We start from the raw sequence: 23,403 nt of genomic DNA, 5'->3' as shown, positions 1-23,403 counted from the left end.
AGGCCTAATCTCCTGTTTCACCCCGCACTTTTTCTCACAACCTTCAACGTCCCGCCTCGAATTTGAGTATTATTGAGCGATAAAGTCGTGAAGGGATCCTCTATGAAGCAAATTCGAATGCTAGCCCAGTACTACGTCGACCTGATGATGAAGCTTGGGCTGGTGCGTTTCTCCATGCTGCTGGCGCTGGCGCTGGTCGTTCTGGCGATTGTCGTGCAGATGGCCGTTACGATGGTTCTGCATGGTCAGGTCGAGAGTATCGACGTTATCCGCTCTATCTTCTTCGGCCTGCTCATTACCCCCTGGGCGGTTTATTTCCTTTCCGTGGTGGTCGAACAGCTGGAGGAGTCCCGTCAGCGCTTATCAAAACTGGTCGATAAGCTGGAGGAGATGCGCGAGCGCGACCTGAAGCTCAACGTTCAGCTTAAAGACAACATTGCTCAGTTGAATCAGGAAATTTCAGATCGTGAGAAGGCGGAGGCAGAGCGTCAGGCCACGCTGGAACAGCTGAAAATCGAAATGAAAGAGCGCGAGGTGACGCAGATCCAGCTTGAGCAGCAATCCTCCTTCCTGCGTTCGTTCCTGGACGCTTCGCCGGATCTGGTATTCTACCGTAACGAAGATAAAGAGTTTTCCGGCTGTAACCGGGCGATGGAGCTCCTGACCGGGAAAAGCGAGAAGCAGCTGATTCACCTCAAGCCGCAGGACGTTTACTCCGAAGAGGCGGCCGCCAAGGTCATGGAGACGGACGAAAAAGTGTTCCGCCATAACGTCTCGCTGACCTACGAACAGTGGCTGGATTACCCGGACGGGCGCAAAGCCTGCTTTGAGATCCGTAAGGTGCCGTACTATGACCGCGTCGGGAAGCGCCACGGCCTGATGGGCTTCGGCCGTGATATTACCGAGCGTAAGCGCTATCAGGATGCGCTGGAGCGCGCCAGCCGCGACAAGACCACCTTCATCTCCACCATCAGCCATGAGCTTCGTACGCCGCTTAACGGCATTGTGGGGCTGAGCCGCATTCTGCTGGATACCGACCTGACCGCGGAGCAGGAAAAATACCTCAAAACGATTCACGTCTCGGCGGTCACGCTGGGTAATATCTTCAACGATATTATTGACATGGATAAGATGGAGCGCCGAAAGGTTCAGCTTGATAACCAGCCGGTTGATTTCACCAGCTTCCTTGCCGATCTGGAAAACTTGTCTGGTCTGCAGGCCCAGCAGAAGGGGCTGAATTTTGTCATGGAGCCCACCCTGCCGCTGCCGCATAAAGTGATTACCGACGGCACGCGGCTGCGTCAGATCCTGTGGAACCTCATCAGCAACGCGGTGAAATTTACCCAGAAGGGGCAGGTGGCGGTGCGTATTCGCTATGACGACGGGGACATGCTGCACTTCGAGGTGGAGGACTCCGGGATTGGTATTCCGCAGGAGGAGCAGGACAAGATTTTCGCGATGTACTACCAGGTGAAGGACAGCAACGGTGGAAAACCGGCCACTGGTACCGGAATCGGCCTGGCGGTGTCTAAGCGGCTGGCGAAGAGCATGGGTGGTGACATCACCGTTGCCAGCCAGGCGGGCAAAGGGTCAACCTTCACGCTGACGGTGCATGCGCCGGCGGTGGCGGAAGAGGTAGAGGATACCTTTGAAAACGACGATATGCCGCTGCCTGCGCTGCACGTCCTGCTTGTTGAGGATATTGAGCTTAACGTGATTGTAGCGCGCTCGGTGCTGGAAAAACTGGGCAACAGCGTGGATGTCGCGATGACCGGTAAAGCCGCGCTGGAGATGTTTACACCGGGTGAATATGACCTCGTTCTGCTGGATATCCAGTTGCCGGATATGACCGGGCTGGATATCTCGCGTGAACTGACGCGTCAGTACGCGGCTGATGAACTGCCGCCGCTGGTGGCGCTGACGGCGAACGTGCTGAAAGATAAAAAAGAGTATCTCGACGCCGGTATGGACGATGTACTCAGCAAGCCTCTGGCGGTGCCTGCTCTGACCGCCATGATCAAGAAGTTCTGGGATACCCACGATGAAGAGGAGAGCACCATGACGTCTGTTGATAGCGCAAAAGCCCAAACGATACTCGATACCGCGATGCTGGAGCAGTATATCGATCTGGTCGGCCCGAAACTGATTACCGACGGCCTGGCGGTGTTTGAAAAAATGATGCCGGGTTATCTGAGCGTGCTGGAGTCAAACCTGACGGCGCGTGACCAGAAGGGCATCGTGGAAGAAGGGCATAAAATCAAAGGCGCAGCCGGCTCGGTCGGGTTACGCCATCTGCAGCAGCTGGGTCAACAGATTCAGTCGCCTGATTTACCAGCCTGGGAAGATAACGTTGGTGATTGGGTTGAAGAGATGAAACAAGAGTGGCAGAACGATGTTGCGGTGCTTAAAGCCTGGGTGGATGCCAGAAAAAAATGACCCCGGCTAGACCGGGGTGCGCGAATACTGCGCCAACACCAGGGAAATCGTGGCTGCGCCTGTTTTTTAAAGTAATTTTCTAATGGGCGCCGCCGTAAAAATTTAGGCCGCACGCAGATAAGATAGCAAATCTTAAATGGTTTGTTACATGAATCAGTGAAATGTGTGAAGCATAGCGTTTTAATCAAAATTATTAATGTGCTTCAGCGAGTTGCAAAGAAGGATCGTCAAGATGAAAAAAATTGGTGTTGTCCTGAGCGGATGCGGTGTTTTTGATGGTTCAGAAATACATGAAGCCGTAATCACGCTGCTGGCCCTGACAAAACAGGGAGCAGAGGTAATCTGTTTTGCACCCGACAAAAATCAGTCGGATGTGATTAACCATCTGACCGGCGAGCCGATGGCCGAAACGCGTAACGTGCTGATTGAAGCCGCGCGTATTGCCCGGGGAGAGATTCATCCGCTGGCGAAGGCAGATGCCGCTGAACTGGATGCGCTCATTGTGCCGGGCGGCTTCGGCGCCGCGAAAAATCTCAGCACCTTTGCAGCCGAAGGTGCCGCATGCACGGTGGACCCTGATCTCAAAGCGCTGACGCTGGCGATGCATGCCGCCGGCAAGCCGCTGGGCTTTATCTGTATTGCACCGGCCATGCTGCCAAATATTTTCGATTTTCCGTTACGGCTGACGATCGGAACCGATATTGATACCGCAGAGGTCGTCGAGGATATGGGGGGCGAACACGTTCCGTGCCCGGTCGATGACATTGTGGTGGATGAGGACAACAAAGTTGTCACCACGCCCGCGTATATGCTGGCGAAGAATATTGCGGAAGCCGCCGTGGGCATTGAAAAGCTGGTCGCCCGGGTGCTGGTGCTGACGGAATGAGACGTCAGTTTTCCGCAGGCGCATGGGTGAAACGCCTTCTTTTCCGCATCGTACTCGTCCTGGCGGTGTTCTGGGGAGGCGGGCTGGCCGTGTTCAGCATTTTGCCGGTACCGTTTTCAGCGGTCATGGTTGAGCGCCAGCTTAGCGCGTGGTTCTCCGGTGATTTCGGCTATGTTGCCCATTCTGACTGGGTGAGCATGGATGAAATTTCTCCGTTCATGGGGCTGGCGGTTATCGCGGCGGAAGATCAAAAATTCCCGGAGCACTGGGGGTTCGATGTGGCTGCGATTGAAAAGGCGCTGGCCCATAACGAACGTCACGAAAACCGCGTGCGCGGTGCGTCAACGCTGTCGCAGCAGACGGCTAAAAACCTGTTCCTGTGGGATGGGCGAAGCTGGGTGCGAAAAGGGCTGGAAGCGGGTCTGACCCTGGGAATGGAAACGGTCTGGAGCAAAAAGCGTATTCTGACCGTTTACCTTAATATCGCCGAGTTCGGCGACGGGGTATTTGGTGTCGAAGCTGCATCACAACGCTATTTTAATAAACCTGCCAGCAGGCTGAGCATGTCGGAGGCGGCGCTGCTCGCGGCTGTTCTGCCTAATCCTGTCCGCTTCAAGGCCAGCGCCCCGTCAGGGTACGTGCGAAGCCGTCAGGCGTGGATCATGCGCCAGATGCGCCAGCTGGGTGGGGAAGGGTTTATGGAGAGAAATGCGTTAATGTAGGGCGGGTAAGCGCAGCGCCACCCGCCAGAATAGCAGGCCTAATCTTCGTCGAACCCGGCGTTAAACAGCGCAACTACCGCCGCCAGAGCTTCCTCTTCCTGAGGACCGGTGGCTTCAACCTCAATCTGACGCCCTTTGGCGGAGTCCAGCATCAGCAGCGCAATCACGCTGTTGGCTTCCGCTTCGGTGCCTTCGTCATTACGCAGCAGCACTTCTGCATCGAAACCCTGCATCAGCTCAAACAGCTTCATCGCCGGGCGTGCATGCATGCCCAGCTTATTGGTGATCTCAACGGTTTGTTTTACGGTCATGTTTTACGTTTTTCCAGCGTGCGATGACGGGACTGAACGTTCTTACCGCGCGAGCGGAAATAGTCGGCCAGCTGTTCGGCGATGTAGACCGAACGATGTTTACCGCCAGTACAGCCAATCGCCACCGTCAGGTAGCTACGATTGTTTGTCTCCAGCATAGGTAACCATAGCTCAAGGTAGCTTCGCGTCTGGTAGATAAAATTGTGAACTTCTGTGTGTCGGTCGAGGAACGCCGCCACGGGCTTATCCAGACCGGTCATTGGACGCAGTTTGGGATCCCAGTGCGGGTTCGGCAGGAAGCGCACGTCGAAAACATAGTCCGCATCAATCGGAATACCGTGCTTAAAGCCGAAAGATTCGAACACCATCGTCAGCTCGCGCTCGCGTTTGCCCAGCAGCCGGGTTCGCAGCATTTCCGCCAGCTCGTGAACGGACATCTCTGAGGTGTCGACAATCAGATCGGCACGAGAGCGCAGCGGCTCAAGCAGATCGCTCTCTTCGTCGATGGCGCTCTCCAGCGAAAGATTCTTGCTGGAAAGCGGGTGCAGACGACGGGTGTCGCTGTAGCGGCGGATCAGGGTATTGCGGTCGGCATCAAGGAACAGCAGCTGAGGCGAGAACGCGTCAGGCAGGTTACTCATTGCCTGTTCGAAGATCTCTGGCGATTCCGGCATGTTACGAACGTCGATACTGACGGCGGCGGAGGTTTGTCTCTCCGCTAACGTGCGTGCCAGATCGGGCAATAACACGACCGGCAGGTTATCGACGCAGTAAAAACCCATGTCTTCCAGCGCGCGCAGGGCAACGGATTTCCCCGACCCTGAACGACCGCTGACAATCATCAGCACCATGTTCCGTTTCTCCTCAGGACAACAGATGTGAAGGCCATCACCTGGTTATGCGTCATCCTGATTGCCTTCTGCTTCAGTGATAATTTGATAAAGCTCTTCATCACTTTGGGCCGAGCGCAGTCGACGGCAGATGGTTTTATCCGCCAGACGTTTAGCAACCAGCGAAAGCGTATGCAGGTGGGTCTTGGTCTGGTCGGCAGGCACCAACAGCGCGAAGAGGAGATCGACGGGCTGGTTATCAATGGCGTCAAAAGCGATTGGGGTTTCCAGTTGCACAAACACACCGACGGCACGCAGGGTGTCCTCTTCCAGCTTGCCGTGTGGGATCGCGATGCCGTTGCCGATACCGGTACTGCCCATCTTTTCACGGGTCAGAATGGCTTCGAACACCACCTGCGGCGGCAGGCCCAGCTGTTTTGCAGCCAATTCACTGATGATCTCCAGCGCACGTTTTTTGCTCTGGCAGTGAACGGCACTGCGGGTACATTCCTGGTTAAGGACATTGCTCAGTTGAAGAGCGGAATCGTTGTTCATCATAATTTCACCTAAGCGCTAACTGTACAAATGGCCCGTTGTGTTTCACAACAGGCCGTCCTGCACCCGTTAACTGCCCGGACAATTAGTGTTGTTTCAGTTTATCTTTATGTTTATTGAGCTGTCGCGCAAGCTTGTCAATCAAGCCGTCGATAGCCGCGTACATGTCTTGCCCTTCCGCACTGGCATGGAGTTCACCCCCGTTAACATGCAGGGTTGCATCCGAGATATGAGTCACTTTCTCCACTTTTAACACAACGTAGACCTGATTGATCCTTTCGAAATACTGCTCGAGTTTCGCGAACTTAGCGTTCACGAAGTCACGTAAAGCCTCAGTAATCTCGACGTTATGTCCTGTGATATTGAGCTGCATAGTGTCTTCCTTATCGGTTGTGTCAGACCAGTTGTTTACGCTGGTTAGACGGCGGAATGGATAAAGACTCTCGATACTTCGCAACAGTACGACGTGCCACCATAATACCCTGATCGGACAGCATGGTGGTCAACTTACTGTCACTTAGTGGCTTCGCGGGATTCTCCGCGGCGATCAACTTCTTCACCAGGGCGCGAATCGCCGTTGAGGAGGCTTCGCCGCCACCCTCGGTGTTCACGTGGCTGGAGAAGAAATACTTAAGCTCAAAAATACCGCGCGGACTGTGCAGATACTTCTGCGTAGTAACGCGGGAAATAGTGGATTCATGCATCTCGACGGCCTGGGCGATATCCGCCAGCACCATCGGCTTCATATACTCTTCGCCCTGCTCAAAGAAGGCCTGCTGCTGTTCGACGATGCAGCGGCTCACGCGAAGCAGGGTATCATTCCGGCTCTCCAGGCTCTTGATCAACCATCGCGCTTCCTGAAGATTGCTGCGAATATATTGATTGTCGGAGTCGTTGCGCGCGCTGGTACACATGGAGGCGTACTGCTGGTTGATTTGCAGGCGAGGGATGCTGTCAGAGTTCAGTTCAACGACCCAGCGGTCATTGTGTTTTCTGACCAGCACGTCCGGGATAACGTACTCGGGTTCGCTGGTCTGGATCGACTGACCGGGACGCGGATCGAGGGACTGGATCAGATTTACCGCCTCTTTCAGCACCTCTTCCTTCAGGCGCGTCACGCGCATCAGGGTGCGGAAATCGTGGTTAGCCAGAAGATCCAGATGATCGCTGATGATTAAGCGAGCCTCGTCGAGCCACGGCGTCTCTTTGCTGAACTGAGAAAGCTGGATCAGCAGACAGTCGCGCAGGTCCTTCGCGGCCACCCCGACCGGATCGAAGCGCTGAATGCGTTTCAGTACCGCTTCAATCTCCTCAATCTCAATCTCTTCATCGCCCATGCTTTCCAGAATGTCGTCCAGCGTGACGGTCAAATAACCGGTGTCATCAACGGCGTCGACAATCGACGTGGCAATAGCGCGGTCGGTATCGGAGAAGGGGGTAAGCTCTACCTGCCACATCAGGTAATCCTGCAGCGACTGGGTGGTTTCGCCCTGGTAGACCGGTAGCTCGTCGTCCTGGTAGTCTGCACGCGTGCCGGAAGGGGTCCCGGCGGTATAGATTTCATCCCAGCTGGCATCCAGCGGAAGCTCATCCGGCATCTCTTTTTGTTCGAGTGCATCCGCGGTGTCGAGCGCTTCTGTGTCCTGTGACTGCTGGGTATCTACCTCGTCATGAAGATCGGCTTGCTCCAGCAGGGGATTGCTGTCCAGCGCCTGCTGGAGCTCCTGCTGGAGTTCTAAGGTGGACAGTTGCAACAGACGAATTGCCTGCTGTAACTGCGGCGTCATCGCCAGCTGTTGGCTGAGCCTTAATTGCAAACCTTGCTTCATGTTCAGAGCATTTTTCTCCGGTTCGGCGTTACGTTACCTCTACCCTATCAGAGTCTGAAGTCTTCCCCAAGATAGACGCGCTTAACATGATCGTCTTCGAGGATCTGCTGCGGCGTACCGTGAGCGATCAGATTGCCCTGGCTCACGATATACGCGCGTTCACATACCGCCAGCGTTTCACGAACGTTGTGGTCGGTGATCAGCACGCCAAGTCCGCTGTCACGCAGATGCTCGATAATGCGTTTAATGTCGATAACGGAGATCGGGTCAACGCCCGCAAACGGTTCATCCAGAAGGATAAACTTCGGATTGGCGGCCAACGCGCGCGCAATCTCAACACGACGGCGTTCCCCCCCGGACAAGGCCTGGCCCAGGCTGTCGCGCAGGTGTTCGATATGAAACTCTTCCATCAGCTCGTTGGCGCGATCCTGACGCTGTTCGTTGGTCAGGTCGTCGCGAATTTGCAGGACCGCCATCAGGTTATCAAAGACGCTCAGACGACGGAAAATAGAGGCTTCCTGCGGCAGATAGCCGATGCCACGGCGCGCGCGCGCGTGCAGCGGCAGCAGGCTGATATCTTCATCGTCAATAATAATGTTGCCGGCATCGCGCGGCACAATACCCACCACCATGTAGAAGGTGGTGGTTTTACCCGCACCGTTCGGGCCAAGCAGGCCCACAATTTCGCCGGAGTTGACGGTCAGACTGACATCTTCTACGACACGGCGGCCCTTATAGGCCTTCGCGAGATTTTTTGCAGTTAATGTTGCCATAGCGAATTAGTTACTCTTCTTCTGTGCCGGGGCCTGGCCCTTGCCTTTGTCCTGCAGCTGCGACGGAACCAGCACGGTGGTTACGCGTTTGCCTTTCTCGCTGGAGGCCTGCATTTTTTGCTCTTTCACCAGATAGGTAATCTGGTCACCGGTAATATTGCTGTCCAGCTGTTCCAGATACGCGTTTCCGGTCAGGATGACCAGGTCCTTCGCCAGCTCATAGTGCATATGCGAGGCGTGGCCCTTCACCGGCTTGCCGTTGTCCTGCATCTGGTAGAAGGTGGCCGGGTTGCCGTAACCATCAATGATCTCTTTGCCCTGCTCGCCGCCCGGACGGGTAACGACCACTTTATCGGCGTTAATTTTGATGGTCCCCTGAGTCATGACGACGTTACCCGTGAAGGTGACGACGTTACCCTGCATATCGAGAGACTGGGTGTCAGACTCGATATGGATCGGCTGGTCGGTATCGCCCGTTACAGCAAGCGCGGGGAGACTGGCCGCCAGCATCGCGCTGGCGATAATTACTTTAAGGCTGAGTTTGTTTGTTTTGAATTTCATAGGAGGTTCTAACCTTTTCAATCAGCTCGGCGTTCTTGCTGCGTAAGTTCCCGCGCATTCTTAAACCGCTGGAATTAAATGTTGTGCCATACAGTGTGACCAGATCCTGCGACGTCACGTCCTGGGTTACCAGGTTGATCTGGGCATTATCCGTCGTAATTTTTCGCAGTTGCGAGTCAGCGGTCAGGGCGTTGACTTCAACGTGGCCATACAGATAAAGCATACGATCATTTGTCAGTTTGGCCCGATCTGACTTAATTGACCACGTCGGCACTTTGTCTTTATCGAAAGTGGTCATGACAGGTTGGGTAAACCACGAAACGCCGTCATCGGAAAAGTATTCAACGTGCTGGGCAATCAGGCGATAATTCAGCGCACCTTCCGGGCTATAGACCACGGTGTCGCTGTGATCGCTTTTATAGGTTGGATCGTTATTGTTGACGACTTCCGTTTGCGTATCGTCGCGATCGGCAAGGTTCACGCCAATCAATACCAGTGCGACAAGCGAAAGCAGAATGATAACCCAACGTCTGGTTTTACTCATATCGATTGCCCTTTGGCTTCATCAAGCTTGCCCTGCGCCAGCAGAAGCAGATCGCAGACTTCACGGACGGCACCCCGGCCACCGTTGATGTGGGTAACGTAGTCAGCGCGCGGGATCAACAGCGGATGAGCATCAGCAACCGCGATGCTGAGACCGACTTCAGCCATCACCGGCCAGTCAATCAGGTCGTCCCCGACGTAGGCCACGTTTTCCGGTGCGATAGCCAGTTTACCCAGTAAATCATTGAACGCTGCCATCTTATCGGATTGACCCTGGTAAAGATGGGTAATGCCTAAGGTTTCACAGCGGTCTTCTACCAGTTTAGCTTTTCGTCCGGTGATGATAGCAACCTCGATACCCGAGGTGAGCGCACAGCGGATACCGTAGCCGTCGCGAACGTTAAACGCTTTCAGCTCTTCACCATTATTGCCCATGTAAATCAGGCCATCGGAAAGTACGCCATCCACATCCAGAATGAGCAGACGAATATTTTCCGCCTTTGCCATCATCTGGGTACTGACCGGACCATAACAGGTTGCAAGGGATGCACCCGCATTACTCATTGTCTTATCCTTTATTACACTACGCCAGCGCGCAGCAGATCATGCATATGTACCACACCCAGCAACTGGTCGCCATCGGCAACCATAACGGAGGTGATATGGCGGGACTGCATCAGGTTCAGCACATCCACGGCCAGCGTTCCCGGACGCACGCGAATGCCGCCGGGCGTCATCACATCGGCAATGCCGAGCGTGCGGACATCTACACCCATGTCGAACACGCGACGCAGGTCGCCATCGGTGAAGATCCCCTGAATTTTCATCAGATCGTCGCACACGACCGTCATACCCAAATTCTTACGGGTGATTTCCAGCAGCGCATCACGCAGGGAGGCTTCTTTGCTGACGTGAGGGATCTCATCCCCGGTGTGCATAATATCGTTTACCCGCAGCAGCAGCTTGCGCCCCAGCGCGCCGCCCGGATGGGAGAGCGCGAAATCTTCCGGCGTAAAACCGCGGGCTTCAAGCAGCGCGACGGCAAGCGCATCGCCCATGACCAGCGCGGCGGTGGTGCTGGACGTTGGTGCCAGGCCGAGCGGGCAGGCCTCTTTCGGTACTTTAACGCACAGATGAATATCGGCCGCACGCGCCATGCTACTTTCCGGACGGCTGGTCATGCAAATCAGCGGCACCTGCAGACGCTTCAGTACGGGGATCAATGCCAGAATTTCATTGGACTCACCGGAGTTGGACAGCGCGATAACGACATCCTGCGGCGTGACCATCCCCAGGTCGCCGTGCGCGGCTTCCCCCGGGTGTACAAAGAAGGACGAGGTTCCGGTGCTGGCAAACGTTGCCGCCATTTTGCGCCCAATGTGGCCGGACTTGCCCATCCCCATCACCACGACTTTCCCGGCACAGTAGAATATCTTCTCACATGCCAGACTAAAATCCTGATTAATGTACTGATCTAACTGCGCCAGACCTTCACGTTCAATCTCCAGAACCTCTTTGCCTGCTTTCTGAAAGTCAAAACCCGGCTGCAATTCTATTTGCGACATAATGCGTTTCCGTTTACCCAGAGAGAAGAGGCGAGAGCCAGTACAGCATCGCCATCCATACGATAAATCCACCCGTCAGCAGCGCGCCTGCGCCTTTGCCGATCTGGCGTTGCCGCCGCCAGCAGAGCAGGGCAAATATCACGCTGACCAGCAACATCACCCCGTAATCGCGTGAAAACGCCAGAGGATTAAACGGCCCCGGCGTAATCAGAGCCGGCAGGCCCATGACAATCGCGATATTAAATATGTTGGAGCCGATGATATTACCAATGGCGATGTCATCTTCCCCTTTACGTGCCCCCGCAATGGCGGTGGCCAGCTCCGGCAGGCTGGTGCCGATAGCAATAACCGTCAGGCCAATCGTCAGTTCGCTCATGGCGAAATAGTTCGCCAGTACCGTCGCGTTATCCACGACCATGCGCGTTGCCATCGGCATGATGATCAGCGCAACGCCAAGCCAGAGGAGGGCGACCGGCAGCGTGCCTTCCCGCGGGAGTTCGGCAACCTGTTCACGCGTCAGGCTATCCTGACCCTGTTTTTCCGCCTGGCGGGCAATTTTAACACTATACAGTAACCAGATGACGGCCAACGCCAGCAGGAAAATGCCGTCGCTATAGCTCAGTACGCCATCATAAAATACGCACCCTGCCAGCAGGCTTACGACTAACATTAGCGGCAATTCACGGCGCAGAACATCAGAATGCACGCGAAATGGATGGAGCAGTGCCGCAAGGCCTAAAATCAGTAATATATTGACGATGTTAGAGCCAATCGCGGTGCCAATTGCCAGGTCTAACTGACCATGCAGCGACGCCGAGACGGAGACGATGATTTCAGGAAGTGACGTGCCAACGCTGACCACGGTCATCCCGATGACTACAGGCGGTACACCCGTCAGGCGACACAGGATAGATGCAGCAAAGACTAAACGGTCAGCACTGTAGACCACTAACAGTAAACCAATGATTAACAGTGCTGTTGCTAAAAGCATCAAAAGTCCTTTCTTCAGGTATACTTGTCGGTCCATCGCGCGGGAATGGCTGGACTGCATACGGTCTGAGGCGTAACGAATTCCTAATTTTGACTTTATGCGCCGGAAAAGTAAAACAAATGCCAGCTTTCGCTAACCTCAACGGCTAATATTCTGTAAAAATGCGGGGTTAAGGGCTGATTCAGGCTGCACGTCTTAACGTGAGCAGGTAAGAAAGGAACTATAAATGAGCCAAACGATGGCGAATATCGTCGATGTCCGCGGTGTGAGTTTTTCTCGCGGCAATCGACTGATATTCGATGATATTTCGTTGACCGTACCGCGTGGCAAAATCACCGCCATCATGGGGCCGTCCGGGATCGGTAAAACGACCCTCCTGCGCCTAATTGGTGGTCAGATCCCACCGGATAGCGGTGAAATCCTCTTCGATGGCGAAAACGTCCCGGAGATGTCGCGCTCGCGCCTGTATACTGTCCGCAAACGTATGAGTATGCTCTTTCAGTCGGGGGCGTTGTTCACCGACATGAACGTCTTTGATAACGTGGCCTATCCGCTGCGCGAGCATACCAGCCTGCCGCCTGAGCTGCTGAAAAGCACGGTGATGATGAAGCTTGAAGCTGTGGGGTTGCGAGGAGCCGCGAAGCTAATGCCTTCGGAGCTGTCCGGCGGGATGGCGCGCCGCGCCGCGCTGGCGCGAGCTATTGCATTAGAGCCCGATTTAATCATGTTCGACGAACCGTTCGTCGGGCAGGATCCCATCACGATGGGCGTGCTGGTAAAGCTCATCTCTGAACTGAACAGCGCGCTCGGCGTCACCTGTATCGTGGTGTCTCACGATGTACCGGAAGTGTTGAGCATTGCCGATTACGCCTATATCGTGGCGGACAAAAAGATCGTTGCACACGGCAGCGCCCAGGCGCTGCAGGAAAATTGCGATCCACGCGTACGGCAGTTCCTCGACGGTATTGCTGACGGACCCGTACCGTTCCGCTACCCGGCGGGCGATTATCGTGACGATTTACTGGGAATAGGGAGTTAAGCCACTCATGCTGTTAAATGCGTTGGCCGCTCTCGGACACCGTGGCATAAAAACCATCAGGACGTTCGGGCGTGCCGGATTGATGTTATTCAACGCGCTGGTCGGCAAGCCGGAGTTTAGCAAGCACGCCCCTCTGCTGGTGCGTCAGCTTTATAATGTCGGCGTGCTGTCGATGCTCATCATTATTGTTTCCGGTCTGTTTATCGGCATGGTGCTGGGGCTGCAGGGCTACCTTGTTCTGACAACCTACAGTGCGGAAACCAGCCTCGGAATGCTGGTGGCGCTTTCGCTGCTGCGCGAATTGGGTCCGGTTGTGGCGGCACTGCTGTTTGCCGGACGCGCTGGGTCGGCATTAACGGCTGAGATTGGCCTGATGCGTGCGACCGAGCAGCTATCCAGCATGGAGATGATGGCGGTCGATCCGCTGCGTCGCGTGATCTCGCCGCGTTTCTGGGCGGGGGTGATCTCGCTCCCGCTACTGACTATTCTGTTTGTCGCCGTGGGGATCTGGGGCGGTTCGCTGGTTGGGGTCAACTGGAAAGGCATCGATGCCGGCTTCTTCTGGTCTGCGATGCAGGACGCCATCGACCTGCGAATGGATCTGGTTAACTGCCTGATTAAAAGCGTGGTGTTTGCCATTACGGTCACCTGGATTGCATTGTTCAATGGTTACGATGCCATCCCGACGTCGGCGGGCATTAGCCGTGCAACTACACGTACTGTCGTACATTCGTCGCTGGCCGTACTGGGCCTGGATTTTGTGCTCACCGCACTGATGTTTGGGAATTGAGTTCATGCAAACGAGAAAAAATGAAATTTGGGTCGGCGTTTTCCTGCTGCTGGCGCTGCTGGCGGCGCTGTTTATCTGCCTGAGAGCGGCGGATATCACCTCAGTACGCACCGAGCCGACGTATCGCATCTATGCCACGTTCGATAACATCGGCGGGCTGAAGGCGCGTTCACCGGTCCGCATTGGCGGTGTGGTGATCGGCCGCGTATCTGACATTACGCTCGATGAGAAAACGTATCTGCCGCGCGTTGCGATGGATATCGAAGAACGTTACAACCACATTCCGGACACCAGCTCCCTTTCTATCCGTACTTCCGGCCTGCTGGGTGAACAATATCTGGCACTTAACGTCGGCTTTGAAGATCCCGAGCTGGGAACGACTATCCTTAAAGACGGTAGCGTTATCCAGGATACGAAGTCCGCGATGGTGCTGGAGGACATGATTGGTCAGTTCCTTTACAACAGTAAAGGGGATGATAAAAAGTCTGACGATGCCCCTGCGCAGAGTGAAGACCATACCAACGTTGCGCCGACCCCTGGTGCTGCGAATTAATTCAGGAGAAGTCATTCATGTTTAAACGACTGTTAATGGTTGCCATGCTGGTCATTGCCCCTCTCACTGCGGCACATGCTGCGGATCAGAGCAACCCGTACAAACTGATGGACGAAGCTGCGAAGAAAACCTTCGACCGTCTCAAAAACGAACAGCCAAAAATTCGCGCGAATCCTGACTATCTGCGTGACGTGGTTGACCAGGAACTGCTGCCGTATGTGCAGATCAAATATGCGGGAGCGCTGGTGCTGGGCCGCTATTACAAAGACGCCACCCCGGCGCAGCGTGAGGCCTATTTTGCCGCATTCCGTGAATACCTGAAGCAGGCGTATGGTCAGGCGCTGGCGATGTACCACGGTCAGACCTATCAGATCGCCCCGGAGCAGCCGCTGGGTGATGCGACCATCGTGCCTATTCGCGTAACGATCATCGATCCTAACGGCCGTCCGCCGGTGCGCCTGGATTTCCAGTGGCGTAAAAATAGCCAGACCGGCCACTGGCAGGCGTATGACATGATCGCCGAAGGGGTGAGCATGATCACCACTAAACAAAACGAGTGGAGCGACCTGCTGCGCACCAAGGGCATTGATGGCCTGACCGCACAGCTACAGTCCATTGCTCGTCAGAAAATTACCCTGGACGAGAAGAAGTAATGGCGCAGCAACTCCGCTGGTCGCGTGAAGGTGAGACGTTAAGGCTGTCCGGTGAGCTGGACCAGGATCTGCTGAACCCACTGTGGGATAAACGCCATGAGGCGATGCAGGGCGTGACGCTTATCGACTTAACCGACGTCACGCGGGTGGATACGGCAGGCGTTGCGCTGCTCGCCCATTTGGTTGCCGTGGGCAAAAAGCAGGGAACAAGCGTCATGCTTCATGGCGCGAGTGACAATGTCGTTACCCTTGCGCAACTCTACAATCTGCCTCAGGACGTACTGCCTCGTTAATATTTTCAGTGCGTTACTTCCGAAAGCCCTGACAGTTTCATCGTCGGGGCTTTTTGCTTGTTTAAGACGACGCCACTTTGCTCTAAGATGTTGGGCTTGTTTTCACTATCAGATGATTAAGAGCCCATGGAAAATCATGAAATCCAGACAGTGCTGATGAATGCACTCTCCCTTCAGGAAGCCCACGTCACTGGCGATGGCAGTCACTTCCAGGTTATTGCTGTGGGTGAGATGTTCGACGGTATGAGCCGTGTGAAGAAGCAGCAGGCTGTGTACGCGCCGCTGATGGAATATATTGCGGATAACCGCATCCACGCCCTGTCGATTAAAGCGTTCACCCCGCAAGAGTGGGCACGCGATCGCAAACTAAACGGTTTTTGAGCTGAGGGCGACAGGCCCGCAGCACGGTTGAATTTATAAGAGAGCACACAATGGATAAATTTCGTGTACAGGGGCCAACGCGTCTCCAGGGCGAAGTCACAATTTCTGGCGCGAAGAACGCCGCGCTGCCAATCCTCTTTGCTGCGCTGCTCGCGGAAGAGCCGGTAGAAATTCAGAACGTACCGAAGCTGAAAGATATCGACACGACCATGAAGTTGCTCACCCAGTTGGGCACTAAAGTTGAGCGCAACGGTTCCGTCTGGATCGACGCCAGCAACGTGAACAACTTCTCTGCGCCTTACGATCTGGTTAAAACCATGCGTGCATCTATCTGGGCGCTTGGCCCGCTGGTGGCACGTTTCGGTCAGGGTCAGGTTTCGCTGCCGGGCGGTTGCGCCATCGGCGCGCGTCCGGTTGACCTGCATATTTTTGGCCTGGAGAAACTGGGCGCAGAGATCAAGCTGGAAGAGGGTTACGTTAAGGCCTCCGTCAACGGTCGTCTGAAAGGCGCGCACATTGTCATGGACAAAGTGAGCGTAGGCGCTACCGTCACCATCATGTCTGCGGCAACGCTGGCAGAAGGTACCACCATCATCGAAAACGCCGCGCGCGAACCGGAGATCGTGGATACCGCCAATTTCCTCGTGGCGCTGGGCGCGAAGATTTCCGGCCAGGGTACTGACCGCATCACCATTGAAGGCGTTGAGCGTCTGGGCGGTGGTGTGTATCGCGTTCTGCCGGACCGTATCGAAACCGGCACCTTCCTGGTGGCTGCGGCGATCTCTGGCGGTAAGATTGTCTGCCGTAATGCACAGCCAGACACTCTGGATGCCGTTCTGGCGAAGCTGCGTGAAGCGGGTGCCGATGTTGAAACCGGTGAAGACTGGATCAGCCTCGACATGCACGGCAAGCGTCCTAAAGCGGTGACCGTGCGTACGGCTCCGCATCCGGCATTCCCGACCGATATGCAGGCACAGTTCACTCTGCTGAACCTGGTGGCCGAAGGAACCGGTGTGATTACCGAGACGATTTTCGAGAACCGTTTTATGCACGTACCGGAACTGATCCGTATGGGTGCACATGCTGAGATCGAAAGTAACACCGTGATTTGCCATGGCGTTGAGAAACTGTCCGGTGCTCAGGTAATGGCAACGGATCTGCGTGCGTCTGCAAGCCTGGTGCTGGCGGGCTGTATCGCGGAAGGCACAACGGTGGTGGATCGTATTTATCACATCGATCGTGGCTATGAACGTATTGAAGACAAACTGCGCGCGCTGGGTGCCAATATCGAGCGTGTGAAGGGCGAGTAATCGTTCCGGCAGCCCCCTGCCAGAAATGACCGGGGGGTTGCTATTCCTGTCAAAAAACCGTTATCCCTGCGGTTCTGTTTTTGCTTTTCTCTGGCGCATCATGCGCGTTCTGTCGATAAATTCATGAGTAACAGGATCGTGATAACGTGAAGGCCAGATCACCCACGGGTGCGTTTCCAGCGCCGTCGCGATAATCAATTCTCCCTTTGGCCAGGGGCGGGTCAGGGCGTTGGCCAGGGTGGAAGAACTCAGACCATGGCGGCGGGACTCTGCTGCAAGTGACGTACCTCGTTTGCGCAGTGCCGCAATGATATCTGCCGTATGCCAGTCGATAAATTTCGTATCCATAACGCTGTCCTTAAGTTCGGATTCACCTACGCCGTTTCTTCTGAAACGACTGGCTTACTATACTCATTTCGACTTCTTGTTCTAAAAAGTTCGCGTTACTTGAAGGGATATTCAGAATAAGACATGGCTTTATTCATGCGGGCTTTAACCCGATTCATTTACATGAATGCGGAATTTACTGGTGCGTTTTTGAACCTCCCCGCGATGGATACGGGGAGGTGGGTGCAAGATTAACGGTCGCGTTGAACAGCGATATGGGCAAGACCAATCAGAGCATCGCGCCATGGGCTGTCTGGAATAACCTGGAGAGCTTCGATGGCTTTGTCAGCCTCTTCTTCAGCACGCTGACGCGTCCATTCCAGCGAGCCGCAGATGGCCATCGTTTCCAGTACAGGTTCCAGAAGATGGCGGCCATTTCCCTGTTCGATCGCCTCACGGATCATTTTCGCCTGATCGGCCGTTCCGTTACGCATCGCGTGAAGCAGCGGCAGGGTCGGTTTGCCTTCGTTCAGGTCATCGCCAACGTTTTTGCCAAGCGTTTCGCCGTCCGCGCTGTAGTCCAGCAAATCATCAATCAGCTGGAAGGCGGTACCCAGATAGCGCCCATAATCCTGCAGTCCTTTCTCCTGCGCCTCGGAACAGCCAGCCAGGATGCCGGAACACTGGGCGGCCGCTTCAAACAGGCGCGCTGTTTTGCTGTAGATAACGCGCATGTAGTTTTCTTCAGTGATGTCCGGGTCGTTGACGTTCATCAGCTGCAGCACTTCGCCTTCAGCGATGACGTTAACGGCTTCGGACATCACCTCGAGCACTTTCAGAGAGCCCAGGCTGGTCATCATCTGGAAGGCGCGGGTATAGATAAAGTCCCCGACCAGAACGCTGGCGGCGTTCCCGAAGGCAGCGTTTGCCGTGGCTTTGCCACGACGCATATCGGATTCATCCACAACATCGTCATGCAGAAGCGTCGCGGTGTGAATAAATTCGATCAGCGCGGCGATCGTCACGTGGGCATTTCCCTGATAGCCAACGGCTCTGGCAGCCAGAATGGCAATCATCGGGCGAATGCGTTTACCGCCGCCGCTGACAATGTAATAGCCCAACTGATTGATCAGCTGAACGTCAGAGTTGAGTTGCTCCAGGATTGCTGCATTTACACCCGCCATATCTTGCGCGGTTAACTCGTTGATTTTTTCTAAATTCATCGCAAAAGCCGGGCTTTTTATCCTGTTGATCCCATCTTAAATGGGGTAACGAAGGGTTTCGGTTTATCAATAGTAGTGCTGATTGTACTGAAAAAACGGCTCAGATAAACGTTACCGTACGTGTTGTGTTTTTTTTCTTCATGTATTGACGGTAGCACTTGTCAAAGGCTCGCGTTTTGCGTAATATTCGCGCCCTATTGTGAATATTTATAGCGCACTCTGATTCATACGAGGACGTGCGCGGAAGCGGAGTTTATATGTACGCGGTTTTCCAAAGTGGTGGTAAACAACACCGAGTAAGCGAAGGTCAGACCGTTCGCCTGGAAAAGCTGGACATCGCAACTGGCGAATCTGTTGAGTTCGCAGAAGTTCTGATGATCGCAAACGGTGAAGAAGTCAAAATCGGCGTTCCTTTCGTTGATGGCGGCGTTATCAAAGCTGAAGTTGTTGCACACGGTCGTGGCGAGAAAGTTAAAATCGTTAAGTTTCGTCGTCGTAAACACTACCGTAAGCAGCAGGGCCACCGTCAGTGGTTCACTGATGTGAAAATTACTGGCATCAGCGCCTAAGACCTGAGGAGAGATTTAAATGGCACATAAAAAGGCTGGCGGCTCCACACGTAACGGTCGCGATTCAGAAGCTAAACGCCTGGGCGTTAAGCGTTTCGGTGGCGAATCCGTTCTGGCGGGTAGCATCATCGTTCGTCAACGTGGTACCAAATTCCACGCTGGCAACAACGTAGGTTGCGGTCGTGACCACACTCTGTTTGCTAAAGCAGACGGTAAAGTGAAATTTGAAGTTAAAGGCCCGAACAACCGTAAATACATCAGCATCGTTGCTGAGTAAGGTTTTCTCGGTCCGGTAACGGATTAAAGCCCCGCAACGTGTTGCGGGGCTTTTTACATTGGAAACCCGGAAAATTTTCTGTAGGGAAAACGGGCATGAAGCAGCAGGCCGGCATTGGTATTCTTTTGGCGCTCACGACCGCAATGTGCTGGGGTGCGCTGCCAATTGCAATGAAGCAGGTACTGGAAGTGATGGAGCCGCCTACGGTGGTCTTTTATCGCTTTCTGATGGCAAGCATTGGTCTCGGGACCATCCTTGCAGTTAAAGGCAAGCTTCCACCGCTACGGCTCTTCCGCAAACCTCGATGGCTGGTGTTGCTGGCCATTGCGACGGGCGGTCTGTTCGGTAACTTTATCCTGTTCAGCTCTTCCCTGCAGTATTTGAGCCCTACGGCGTCTCAGGTGATTGGTCAGCTTTCGCCTGTGGGCATGATGGTCGCGAGCGTGTTCATCCTCAAAGAGAAGATGCGCGGGACGCAGATTATCGGGGCAAGCATGCTGCTATGCGGCCTGGTGATGTTCTTCAACACCAGCCTGATCGAGATTTTTACCCGGCTTACGGACTACACCTGGGGCGTGATCTTCGGCGTGGGTGCAGCAACGGTCTGGGTGAGCTATGGCGTCGCGCAAAAGGTGTTATTGCGTCGCCTGGCCTCACAGCAGATCCTTTTTTTGCTGTACACTTTGTGTACAGTGGCATTATTGCCGTTAGCGAAGCCGGGCGTCATTACCCAGCTGAGCGACTGGCAACTGGCGTGCCTCATTTTTTGTGGGCTTAACACGCTGGTCGGTTATGGCGCGCTGGCGGAAGCGATGGCGCGCTGGCAGGCAGCACAGGTGAGCGCATTGATCACGCTTACCCCGCTGTTTACGCTGTTATTTTCAGATTTGTTATCAATGGCCTGGCCCGATGTCTTCGTCAGACCGATGCTCAACCTGTTGGGCTATCTCGGTGCGTTTGTCGTGGTTGCGGGCGCGATGTATTCCGCCATTGGTCATCGTCTTTGGGGACGTTGGCGCAAAAATGAAGCGGTCGTAGTAGTCCCCCGCTCAGGCGAATGAGTTACGGAGAGTAAAATGAAGTTTGTTGATGAAGCGACGATTCTGGTCGTGGCAGGTGATGGCGGTAACGGTTGTGTAAGCTTCCGCCGTGAAAAATATATTCCTCGTGGCGGCCCTGACGGCGGTGACGGTGGCGATGGTGGTGACGTGTGGCTGGAGGCGGATGAAAACCTCAACACGCTGATCGACTACCGCTTTGAAAAATCCTTCCGTGCAGAACGCGGACAGAACGGCCAGAGCCGTGACTGTACCGGTAAACGCGGTAAAGACGTGACCATTAAGGTTCCGGTCGGTACGCGCGTTATCGATCAGGGCACCGGTGAAACCATGGGCGATATGACCAAACACGGTCAGCGCCTGATGGTGGCGAAAGGCGGCTGGCACGGTCTGGGTAACAGCCGTTTCAAATCTTCCGTTAACCGTACCCCGCGTCAGAAAACGATGGGTACCCCGGGTGATAAGCGCGACCTGCAACTTGAACTGATGCTGCTGGCTGACGTGGGCATGCTGGGTATGCCAAACGCAGGTAAATCGACCTTTATTCGCGCCGTCTCTGCGGCCAAGCCAAAAGTAGCGGACTATCCGTTTACCACGCTGGTACCAAGCCTCGGCGTTGTCCGTATGGATAACGAGAAGAGCTTTGTGGTCGCCGATATTCCGGGCCTGATTGAAGGCGCTGCGGAAGGGGCTGGCCTGGGTATTCGCTTCCTGAAGCACCTTGAGCGTTGCCGCGTACTGTTGCACCTCATCGACATCGATCCGATCGACGGTTCCGATCCGGTTGAAAACGCCCGTATTATTATCGGTGAGCTGGAAAAATACAGCGAAAAACTGGCGAGTAAGCCACGCTGGCTGGTCTTCAACAAGATCGACCTGATGGATAAAGCAGAAGCCGAAGCGAAAGCCAAAGCGATTGCCGAAGCGATGGGCTGGGAAGATAAATACTACCTTATCTCCGCGGCAAGCCAGGTTGGCGTGAAAGATCTCTGCTGGGATGTGATGACCTTCATCATCGAGAACCCTGTCGTTCAGGCTGAAGAAGCGAAACAGCCAGAAAAAGTCGAATTCATGTGGGATGACTACCACCGCCAGCAGCTCGAAGAGCTGGAAGCGGAAGAGGAAGACGACTGGGACGATGACTGGGATGAAGACGACGAAGAAGGTGTCGAGTTCATCTACAAGCACTAATATCTGTCCAAAGCCCCCATCAGGGGGCTTTTTTCATTCCAGCGTTGAGGGCAGCCAGCAGCTTGCTATCAGGCCGCCTTCAGCACCATTCTCCAGCATCAGCTTACCGTGATGAAGTTGCAGGATGCGCTGTACGATACTCAGGCCCAGGCCGCTGCCGCCGTAACGCTGATCGAGGCGACGGAACGGCTCCGTGATCGACTGTCGATGCGCTTCGTCAATACCAGGCCCCTGATCGATAACACTGAGCTGCGTACCGCCTTCGACCTCGGTAAGCGTCACGGTAATCGTGGTGCCTGTCGGGCTGTAGCGCCCGGCATTCTCCAGCAGGTTGCGCAGCATCAGCCGCAGCAGTACCGCGTCTCCCTGAACCGTGAGCGCGCTTTTAGCAGGCCAAATCACCGTATGCTCTTTGGCTTCATGCTCAAGACCAAGAGGCGTGATAATGGTGTCCGTCCAGTTGATGGTTTCATAGTGGCCGCTCGCCATTGCCTGTCCTGCACGGGCCAGCATCAGCAGTTGCTCAACGGTGTGCATTAGCTGGTCAATACGGCTGATGAGCGTCGTGGCCTGCGTAGAGCCTGACTGGGCCATGAGCTCCAGATGGAGCCTGATTCCGGCAAGAGGCGTTCGCAGTTCATGGGCGGCGTCAGCCGTGAAGAGACGCTCCTGCTGAATGGTACTGTCCAGCCTGGCGAGTAGCTGATTGAGCGAGGTGGTAACGGCGCCGATTTCTTCCATGTCGGAATACATAGGAAGTGGGGTTAGGTTATCCGCCGAACGGTTAGCCAGGCTCACGCGCAGTTTGTTCAGCGGTCGGGTTATCCAGGTGACCGCCCAGAACGAGAAAAACAACGTAAACCCAACCATCACCAGAGAAGGAACCAGCAGCGAGGCAATCGCTTCGCGGATCTCTTTCTCGACGTGGTTGTTACGCGATTTTGCCGACAGCGTTTCGTTCACCAGAAAGCCAATCTGCTCGCGGCTTTCGTGCCACAACCAAATGACGCTTATCAGCTGGAAAAATAACAGAATGACCGCCAGCAACACCATTAATCGCCGACGCATGCTGTTCATTTCTGACTCTCCAGGCGGTAGCCAACGCCGCGGACGGTTTTAATCCGGTCTTTGCCGAGCTTACGACGCAGGTTGTGGATGTGGACTTCCAGGGTATTTGACCCCGGATCGTCCTGCCAGGAATAGATATCCTGCTGAAGGGTTTCTCTGTGTACCGTTTGTCCGCTGCGCATGATCAGACGCGTCAGCAAGGCGAACTCTTTTGGTGTGACTTCAACGGGCTGGGACTGGCGCAATACCTGCTGGGTTTGCAGATTCAGGGTAATGTCCCCGTCGGTTAGTAAGTTATCACTATGGCCCTGATAACGGCGTATTAACGCTCGCACCCGAGCCTGAAGTTCTGCAAGCGCAAAGGGCTTCACCAGGTAATCATCGGCGCCAGCATCAAGGCCGGTAATACGATCTTCAATGGCGTCGCGTGCCGTCAGGATTAACACCGGATTGGCGATGCCCCGGCGACGCCACTGGGTAAGCAGCGTCGCGCCGTCTTTGTCCGGCAAGCCCAGGTCAAGGATCACCAGGCTGTATTCGCCGCTCTGGATCAGGGCATCTGCTTCTGCCGCGGTGCCGGCACAGTCCAGGGCATAGCCTTCATTGGCGAGTCCCAGAGCCAGTCCTTCCTGTAATAACAGATCGTCTTCAACTATAAGTAGTTTCATC

Annotated in this window: 29 protein-coding genes; 14 read left to right on the top strand and 15 right to left on the bottom strand. The window is 54.8% G+C overall.

Going from position 1 to position 23,403, the window contains the following annotated elements:
- Positions 1-102: 102 nt before the first annotated feature.
- The 3 genes from arcB to mtgA all read left to right on the top strand — a co-directional run bounded on the left by arcB (position 103) and on the right by mtgA (position 4,044).
- Positions 103-2,436 (top strand): aerobic respiration two-component sensor histidine kinase ArcB, encoded by a 2,334-nt coding sequence (gene arcB / locus AC2FAJ_RS14195; protein ID WP_028014574.1) that lies wholly within the window; start codon positions 103-105, stop codon positions 2,434-2,436.
- Positions 2,437-2,668: 232 nt separating this feature from the next.
- Positions 2,669-3,322 carry an isoprenoid biosynthesis glyoxalase ElbB gene (gene elbB / locus AC2FAJ_RS14190; RefSeq protein WP_047364720.1) on the top strand — a complete coding sequence of 218 codons (654 nt, stop codon included), beginning with the start codon at positions 2,669-2,671 and terminating at the stop codon, positions 3,320-3,322.
- Positions 3,319-4,044: a monofunctional biosynthetic peptidoglycan transglycosylase gene (mtgA, locus tag AC2FAJ_RS14185; protein ID WP_028014572.1), complete on the top strand. Its 726-nt coding sequence runs from the start codon at positions 3,319-3,321 to the stop codon at positions 4,042-4,044. The genes elbB and mtgA overlap by 4 nt, the downstream gene beginning before the upstream one ends.
- Before the next feature lie 38 nt (positions 4,045-4,082).
- Here mtgA and npr read toward each other — a convergent pair whose 3' ends face one another.
- The 11 genes from npr to AC2FAJ_RS14130 all read right to left on the bottom strand — a co-directional run bounded on the left by npr (position 4,083) and on the right by AC2FAJ_RS14130 (position 12,002).
- Positions 4,083-4,355: a PTS phosphocarrier protein NPr gene (gene npr, locus AC2FAJ_RS14180; protein WP_025756690.1), complete on the bottom strand. Its 273-nt coding sequence runs from the start codon at positions 4,353-4,355 to the stop codon at positions 4,083-4,085.
- A complete protein-coding gene (gene rapZ / locus AC2FAJ_RS14175; RefSeq protein ID WP_014885397.1) occupies positions 4,352-5,206 on the bottom strand; it encodes an RNase adapter RapZ in 855 nt (284 codons plus the stop codon). Before rapZ ends, npr begins: the two co-directional genes overlap by 4 nt.
- 45 nt (positions 5,207-5,251) lie before the next feature.
- Positions 5,252-5,743 (bottom strand): PTS IIA-like nitrogen regulatory protein PtsN, encoded by a 492-nt coding sequence (gene ptsN / locus AC2FAJ_RS14170; protein ID WP_008501443.1) that lies wholly within the window; start codon positions 5,741-5,743, stop codon positions 5,252-5,254.
- 82 nt (positions 5,744-5,825) lie between these two features.
- Positions 5,826-6,113 carry a ribosome hibernation promoting factor gene (gene hpf / locus AC2FAJ_RS14165; RefSeq protein ID WP_014171818.1) on the bottom strand — a complete coding sequence of 96 codons (288 nt, stop codon included), beginning with the start codon at positions 6,111-6,113 and terminating at the stop codon, positions 5,826-5,828.
- 22 nt (positions 6,114-6,135) lie between these two features.
- Positions 6,136-7,569: an RNA polymerase factor sigma-54 gene (rpoN, locus tag AC2FAJ_RS14160; RefSeq protein WP_028014571.1), complete on the bottom strand. Its 1,434-nt coding sequence runs from the start codon at positions 7,567-7,569 to the stop codon at positions 6,136-6,138.
- Positions 7,570-7,616: 47 nt separating this feature from the next.
- Positions 7,617-8,342, bottom strand: coding sequence for an LPS export ABC transporter ATP-binding protein (gene lptB / locus AC2FAJ_RS14155; protein WP_028014570.1), 726 nt, complete (start codon positions 8,340-8,342; stop codon positions 7,617-7,619).
- 6 nt (positions 8,343-8,348) lie between these two features.
- The gene (gene lptA / locus AC2FAJ_RS14150) at positions 8,349-8,903 is read right to left on the bottom strand and encodes a lipopolysaccharide ABC transporter substrate-binding protein LptA (RefSeq protein WP_028014569.1); all 555 of its coding nucleotides are present in this window, start codon (positions 8,901-8,903) and stop codon (positions 8,349-8,351) included.
- Entirely contained in the window at positions 8,872-9,447 is a 576-nt protein-coding gene (gene lptC, locus AC2FAJ_RS14145; protein WP_028014568.1) for an LPS export ABC transporter periplasmic protein LptC, read from the bottom strand. Before lptC ends, lptA begins: the two co-directional genes overlap by 32 nt.
- A complete protein-coding gene (kdsC, locus tag AC2FAJ_RS14140) occupies positions 9,444-10,010 on the bottom strand; it encodes a 3-deoxy-manno-octulosonate-8-phosphatase KdsC (RefSeq protein WP_025756695.1) in 567 nt (188 codons plus the stop codon). The genes lptC and kdsC overlap by 4 nt, the downstream gene beginning before the upstream one ends.
- 14 nt (positions 10,011-10,024) lie before the next feature.
- Positions 10,025-11,011: an arabinose-5-phosphate isomerase KdsD gene (gene kdsD, locus AC2FAJ_RS14135; RefSeq protein WP_028014567.1), complete on the bottom strand. Its 987-nt coding sequence runs from the start codon at positions 11,009-11,011 to the stop codon at positions 10,025-10,027.
- 13 nt (positions 11,012-11,024) lie between these two features.
- A complete protein-coding gene (locus AC2FAJ_RS14130; RefSeq protein WP_028014566.1) occupies positions 11,025-12,002 on the bottom strand; it encodes a calcium/sodium antiporter in 978 nt (325 codons plus the stop codon).
- Positions 12,003-12,228: 226 nt separating this feature from the next.
- On the opposite strand from AC2FAJ_RS14130, the gene mlaF reads away from it, so the two are divergent.
- The 7 genes from mlaF to murA all read left to right on the top strand — a co-directional run bounded on the left by mlaF (position 12,229) and on the right by murA (position 17,021).
- Positions 12,229-13,041 (top strand): phospholipid ABC transporter ATP-binding protein MlaF, encoded by an 813-nt coding sequence (mlaF, locus tag AC2FAJ_RS14125; protein ID WP_028014565.1) that lies wholly within the window; start codon positions 12,229-12,231, stop codon positions 13,039-13,041.
- Between the two features lie 7 nt (positions 13,042-13,048).
- Positions 13,049-13,831: a lipid asymmetry maintenance ABC transporter permease subunit MlaE gene (gene mlaE / locus AC2FAJ_RS14120; protein ID WP_045630729.1), complete on the top strand. Its 783-nt coding sequence runs from the start codon at positions 13,049-13,051 to the stop codon at positions 13,829-13,831.
- 4 nt (positions 13,832-13,835) lie between these two features.
- A complete protein-coding gene (gene mlaD, locus AC2FAJ_RS14115) occupies positions 13,836-14,384 on the top strand; it encodes an outer membrane lipid asymmetry maintenance protein MlaD (RefSeq protein ID WP_041911946.1) in 549 nt (182 codons plus the stop codon).
- A 17-nt stretch (positions 14,385-14,401) separates the two neighbouring features.
- On the top strand, positions 14,402-15,037 hold the full coding sequence (gene mlaC / locus AC2FAJ_RS14110; protein WP_028014562.1) for a phospholipid-binding protein MlaC: 636 nt from the start codon (positions 14,402-14,404) through the stop codon (positions 15,035-15,037).
- Positions 15,037-15,330: a lipid asymmetry maintenance protein MlaB gene (gene mlaB, locus AC2FAJ_RS14105; protein ID WP_060572039.1), complete on the top strand. Its 294-nt coding sequence runs from the start codon at positions 15,037-15,039 to the stop codon at positions 15,328-15,330. Before mlaC ends, mlaB begins: the two co-directional genes overlap by 1 nt.
- Before the next feature lie 126 nt (positions 15,331-15,456).
- On the top strand, positions 15,457-15,711 hold the full coding sequence (ibaG, locus tag AC2FAJ_RS14100) for a BolA family iron metabolism protein IbaG (RefSeq protein WP_008501458.1): 255 nt from the start codon (positions 15,457-15,459) through the stop codon (positions 15,709-15,711).
- A 50-nt stretch (positions 15,712-15,761) separates the two neighbouring features.
- On the top strand, positions 15,762-17,021 hold the full coding sequence (murA, locus tag AC2FAJ_RS14095) for a UDP-N-acetylglucosamine 1-carboxyvinyltransferase (protein ID WP_028014560.1): 1,260 nt from the start codon (positions 15,762-15,764) through the stop codon (positions 17,019-17,021).
- A 60-nt stretch (positions 17,022-17,081) separates the two neighbouring features.
- On the opposite strand, the gene sfsB is transcribed toward murA, so the two are convergent.
- Both sfsB and ispB read right to left on the bottom strand, forming a co-directional pair.
- Entirely contained in the window at positions 17,082-17,369 is a 288-nt protein-coding gene (sfsB, locus tag AC2FAJ_RS14090; RefSeq protein ID WP_028014559.1) for a DNA-binding transcriptional regulator SfsB, read from the bottom strand.
- 230 nt (positions 17,370-17,599) lie between these two features.
- On the bottom strand, positions 17,600-18,571 hold the full coding sequence (gene ispB / locus AC2FAJ_RS14085) for an octaprenyl diphosphate synthase (protein WP_028014558.1): 972 nt from the start codon (positions 18,569-18,571) through the stop codon (positions 17,600-17,602).
- 257 nt (positions 18,572-18,828) lie between these two features.
- Here ispB and rplU point away from each other — a divergent pair, with 257 nt between their 5' ends.
- The 4 genes from rplU to cgtA all read left to right on the top strand — a co-directional run bounded on the left by rplU (position 18,829) and on the right by cgtA (position 21,666).
- Positions 18,829-19,140 carry a 50S ribosomal protein L21 gene (gene rplU / locus AC2FAJ_RS14080; protein ID WP_003025032.1) on the top strand — a complete coding sequence of 104 codons (312 nt, stop codon included), beginning with the start codon at positions 18,829-18,831 and terminating at the stop codon, positions 19,138-19,140.
- 19 nt (positions 19,141-19,159) lie between these two features.
- Positions 19,160-19,417 (top strand): 50S ribosomal protein L27, encoded by a 258-nt coding sequence (gene rpmA / locus AC2FAJ_RS14075; protein WP_004385076.1) that lies wholly within the window; start codon positions 19,160-19,162, stop codon positions 19,415-19,417.
- Between the two features lie 95 nt (positions 19,418-19,512).
- Entirely contained in the window at positions 19,513-20,478 is a 966-nt protein-coding gene (locus AC2FAJ_RS14070) for a DMT family transporter (protein ID WP_028014557.1), read from the top strand.
- A gap of 15 nt (positions 20,479-20,493) precedes the next feature.
- A complete protein-coding gene (gene cgtA / locus AC2FAJ_RS14065; protein WP_014885381.1) occupies positions 20,494-21,666 on the top strand; it encodes an Obg family GTPase CgtA in 1,173 nt (390 codons plus the stop codon).
- Positions 21,667-21,699: 33 nt separating this feature from the next.
- Here cgtA and pmrB read toward each other — a convergent pair whose 3' ends face one another.
- The gene (gene pmrB, locus AC2FAJ_RS14060) at positions 21,700-22,743 is read right to left on the bottom strand and encodes a two-component system sensor histidine kinase PmrB (protein WP_041907874.1); all 1,044 of its coding nucleotides are present in this window, start codon (positions 22,741-22,743) and stop codon (positions 21,700-21,702) included.
- The gene (gene pmrA, locus AC2FAJ_RS14055; RefSeq protein ID WP_028014555.1) at positions 22,740-23,402 is read right to left on the bottom strand and encodes a two-component system response regulator PmrA; all 663 of its coding nucleotides are present in this window, start codon (positions 23,400-23,402) and stop codon (positions 22,740-22,742) included. Before pmrA ends, pmrB begins: the two co-directional genes overlap by 4 nt.
- Position 23,403 lies beyond the last annotated feature (1 nt).

The sequence above is a fragment of the Enterobacter cloacae complex sp. 385G4 genome (assembly GCF_057320665.1).
The sequence above is the reverse complement of the archived record's forward strand: the minus strand, read 5'-3'. Positions and strand labels throughout refer to the sequence as shown.

Coding starts and splice junctions, on each gene's coding strand:
- arcB (WP_028014574.1), top strand. CDS start 103: ATGAAGCAAATTCGAATGCTAGCCCAGTACTACGTCGACCTGATGATG.
- elbB (WP_047364720.1), top strand. CDS start 2,669: ATGAAAAAAATTGGTGTTGTCCTGAGCGGATGCGGTGTTTTTGATGGT.
- mtgA (WP_028014572.1), top strand. CDS start 3,319: ATGAGACGTCAGTTTTCCGCAGGCGCATGGGTGAAACGCCTTCTTTTC.
- npr (WP_025756690.1), bottom strand. CDS start 4,355: ATGACCGTAAAACAAACCGTTGAGATCACCAATAAGCTGGGCATGCAT.
- rapZ (WP_014885397.1), bottom strand. CDS start 5,206: ATGGTGCTGATGATTGTCAGCGGTCGTTCAGGGTCGGGGAAATCCGTT.
- ptsN (WP_008501443.1), bottom strand. CDS start 5,743: ATGATGAACAACGATTCCGCTCTTCAACTGAGCAATGTCCTTAACCAG.
- hpf (WP_014171818.1), bottom strand. CDS start 6,113: ATGCAGCTCAATATCACAGGACATAACGTCGAGATTACTGAGGCTTTA.
- rpoN (WP_028014571.1), bottom strand. CDS start 7,569: ATGAAGCAAGGTTTGCAATTAAGGCTCAGCCAACAGCTGGCGATGACG.
- lptB (WP_028014570.1), bottom strand. CDS start 8,342: ATGGCAACATTAACTGCAAAAAATCTCGCGAAGGCCTATAAGGGCCGC.
- lptA (WP_028014569.1), bottom strand. CDS start 8,903: ATGAAATTCAAAACAAACAAACTCAGCCTTAAAGTAATTATCGCCAGC.
- lptC (WP_028014568.1), bottom strand. CDS start 9,447: ATGAGTAAAACCAGACGTTGGGTTATCATTCTGCTTTCGCTTGTCGCA.
- kdsC (WP_025756695.1), bottom strand. CDS start 10,010: ATGAGTAATGCGGGTGCATCCCTTGCAACCTGTTATGGTCCGGTCAGT.
- kdsD (WP_028014567.1), bottom strand. CDS start 11,011: ATGTCGCAAATAGAATTGCAGCCGGGTTTTGACTTTCAGAAAGCAGGC.
- AC2FAJ_RS14130 (WP_028014566.1), bottom strand. CDS start 12,002: ATGCTTTTAGCAACAGCACTGTTAATCATTGGTTTACTGTTAGTGGTC.
- mlaF (WP_028014565.1), top strand. CDS start 12,229: ATGAGCCAAACGATGGCGAATATCGTCGATGTCCGCGGTGTGAGTTTT.
- mlaE (WP_045630729.1), top strand. CDS start 13,049: ATGCTGTTAAATGCGTTGGCCGCTCTCGGACACCGTGGCATAAAAACC.
- mlaD (WP_041911946.1), top strand. CDS start 13,836: ATGCAAACGAGAAAAAATGAAATTTGGGTCGGCGTTTTCCTGCTGCTG.
- mlaC (WP_028014562.1), top strand. CDS start 14,402: ATGTTTAAACGACTGTTAATGGTTGCCATGCTGGTCATTGCCCCTCTC.
- mlaB (WP_060572039.1), top strand. CDS start 15,037: ATGGCGCAGCAACTCCGCTGGTCGCGTGAAGGTGAGACGTTAAGGCTG.
- ibaG (WP_008501458.1), top strand. CDS start 15,457: ATGGAAAATCATGAAATCCAGACAGTGCTGATGAATGCACTCTCCCTT.
- murA (WP_028014560.1), top strand. CDS start 15,762: ATGGATAAATTTCGTGTACAGGGGCCAACGCGTCTCCAGGGCGAAGTC.
- sfsB (WP_028014559.1), bottom strand. CDS start 17,369: ATGGATACGAAATTTATCGACTGGCATACGGCAGATATCATTGCGGCA.
- ispB (WP_028014558.1), bottom strand. CDS start 18,571: ATGAATTTAGAAAAAATCAACGAGTTAACCGCGCAAGATATGGCGGGT.
- rplU (WP_003025032.1), top strand. CDS start 18,829: ATGTACGCGGTTTTCCAAAGTGGTGGTAAACAACACCGAGTAAGCGAA.
- rpmA (WP_004385076.1), top strand. CDS start 19,160: ATGGCACATAAAAAGGCTGGCGGCTCCACACGTAACGGTCGCGATTCA.
- AC2FAJ_RS14070 (WP_028014557.1), top strand. CDS start 19,513: ATGAAGCAGCAGGCCGGCATTGGTATTCTTTTGGCGCTCACGACCGCA.
- cgtA (WP_014885381.1), top strand. CDS start 20,494: ATGAAGTTTGTTGATGAAGCGACGATTCTGGTCGTGGCAGGTGATGGC.
- pmrB (WP_041907874.1), bottom strand. CDS start 22,743: ATGAACAGCATGCGTCGGCGATTAATGGTGTTGCTGGCGGTCATTCTG.
- pmrA (WP_028014555.1), bottom strand. CDS start 23,402: ATGAAACTACTTATAGTTGAAGACGATCTGTTATTACAGGAAGGACTG.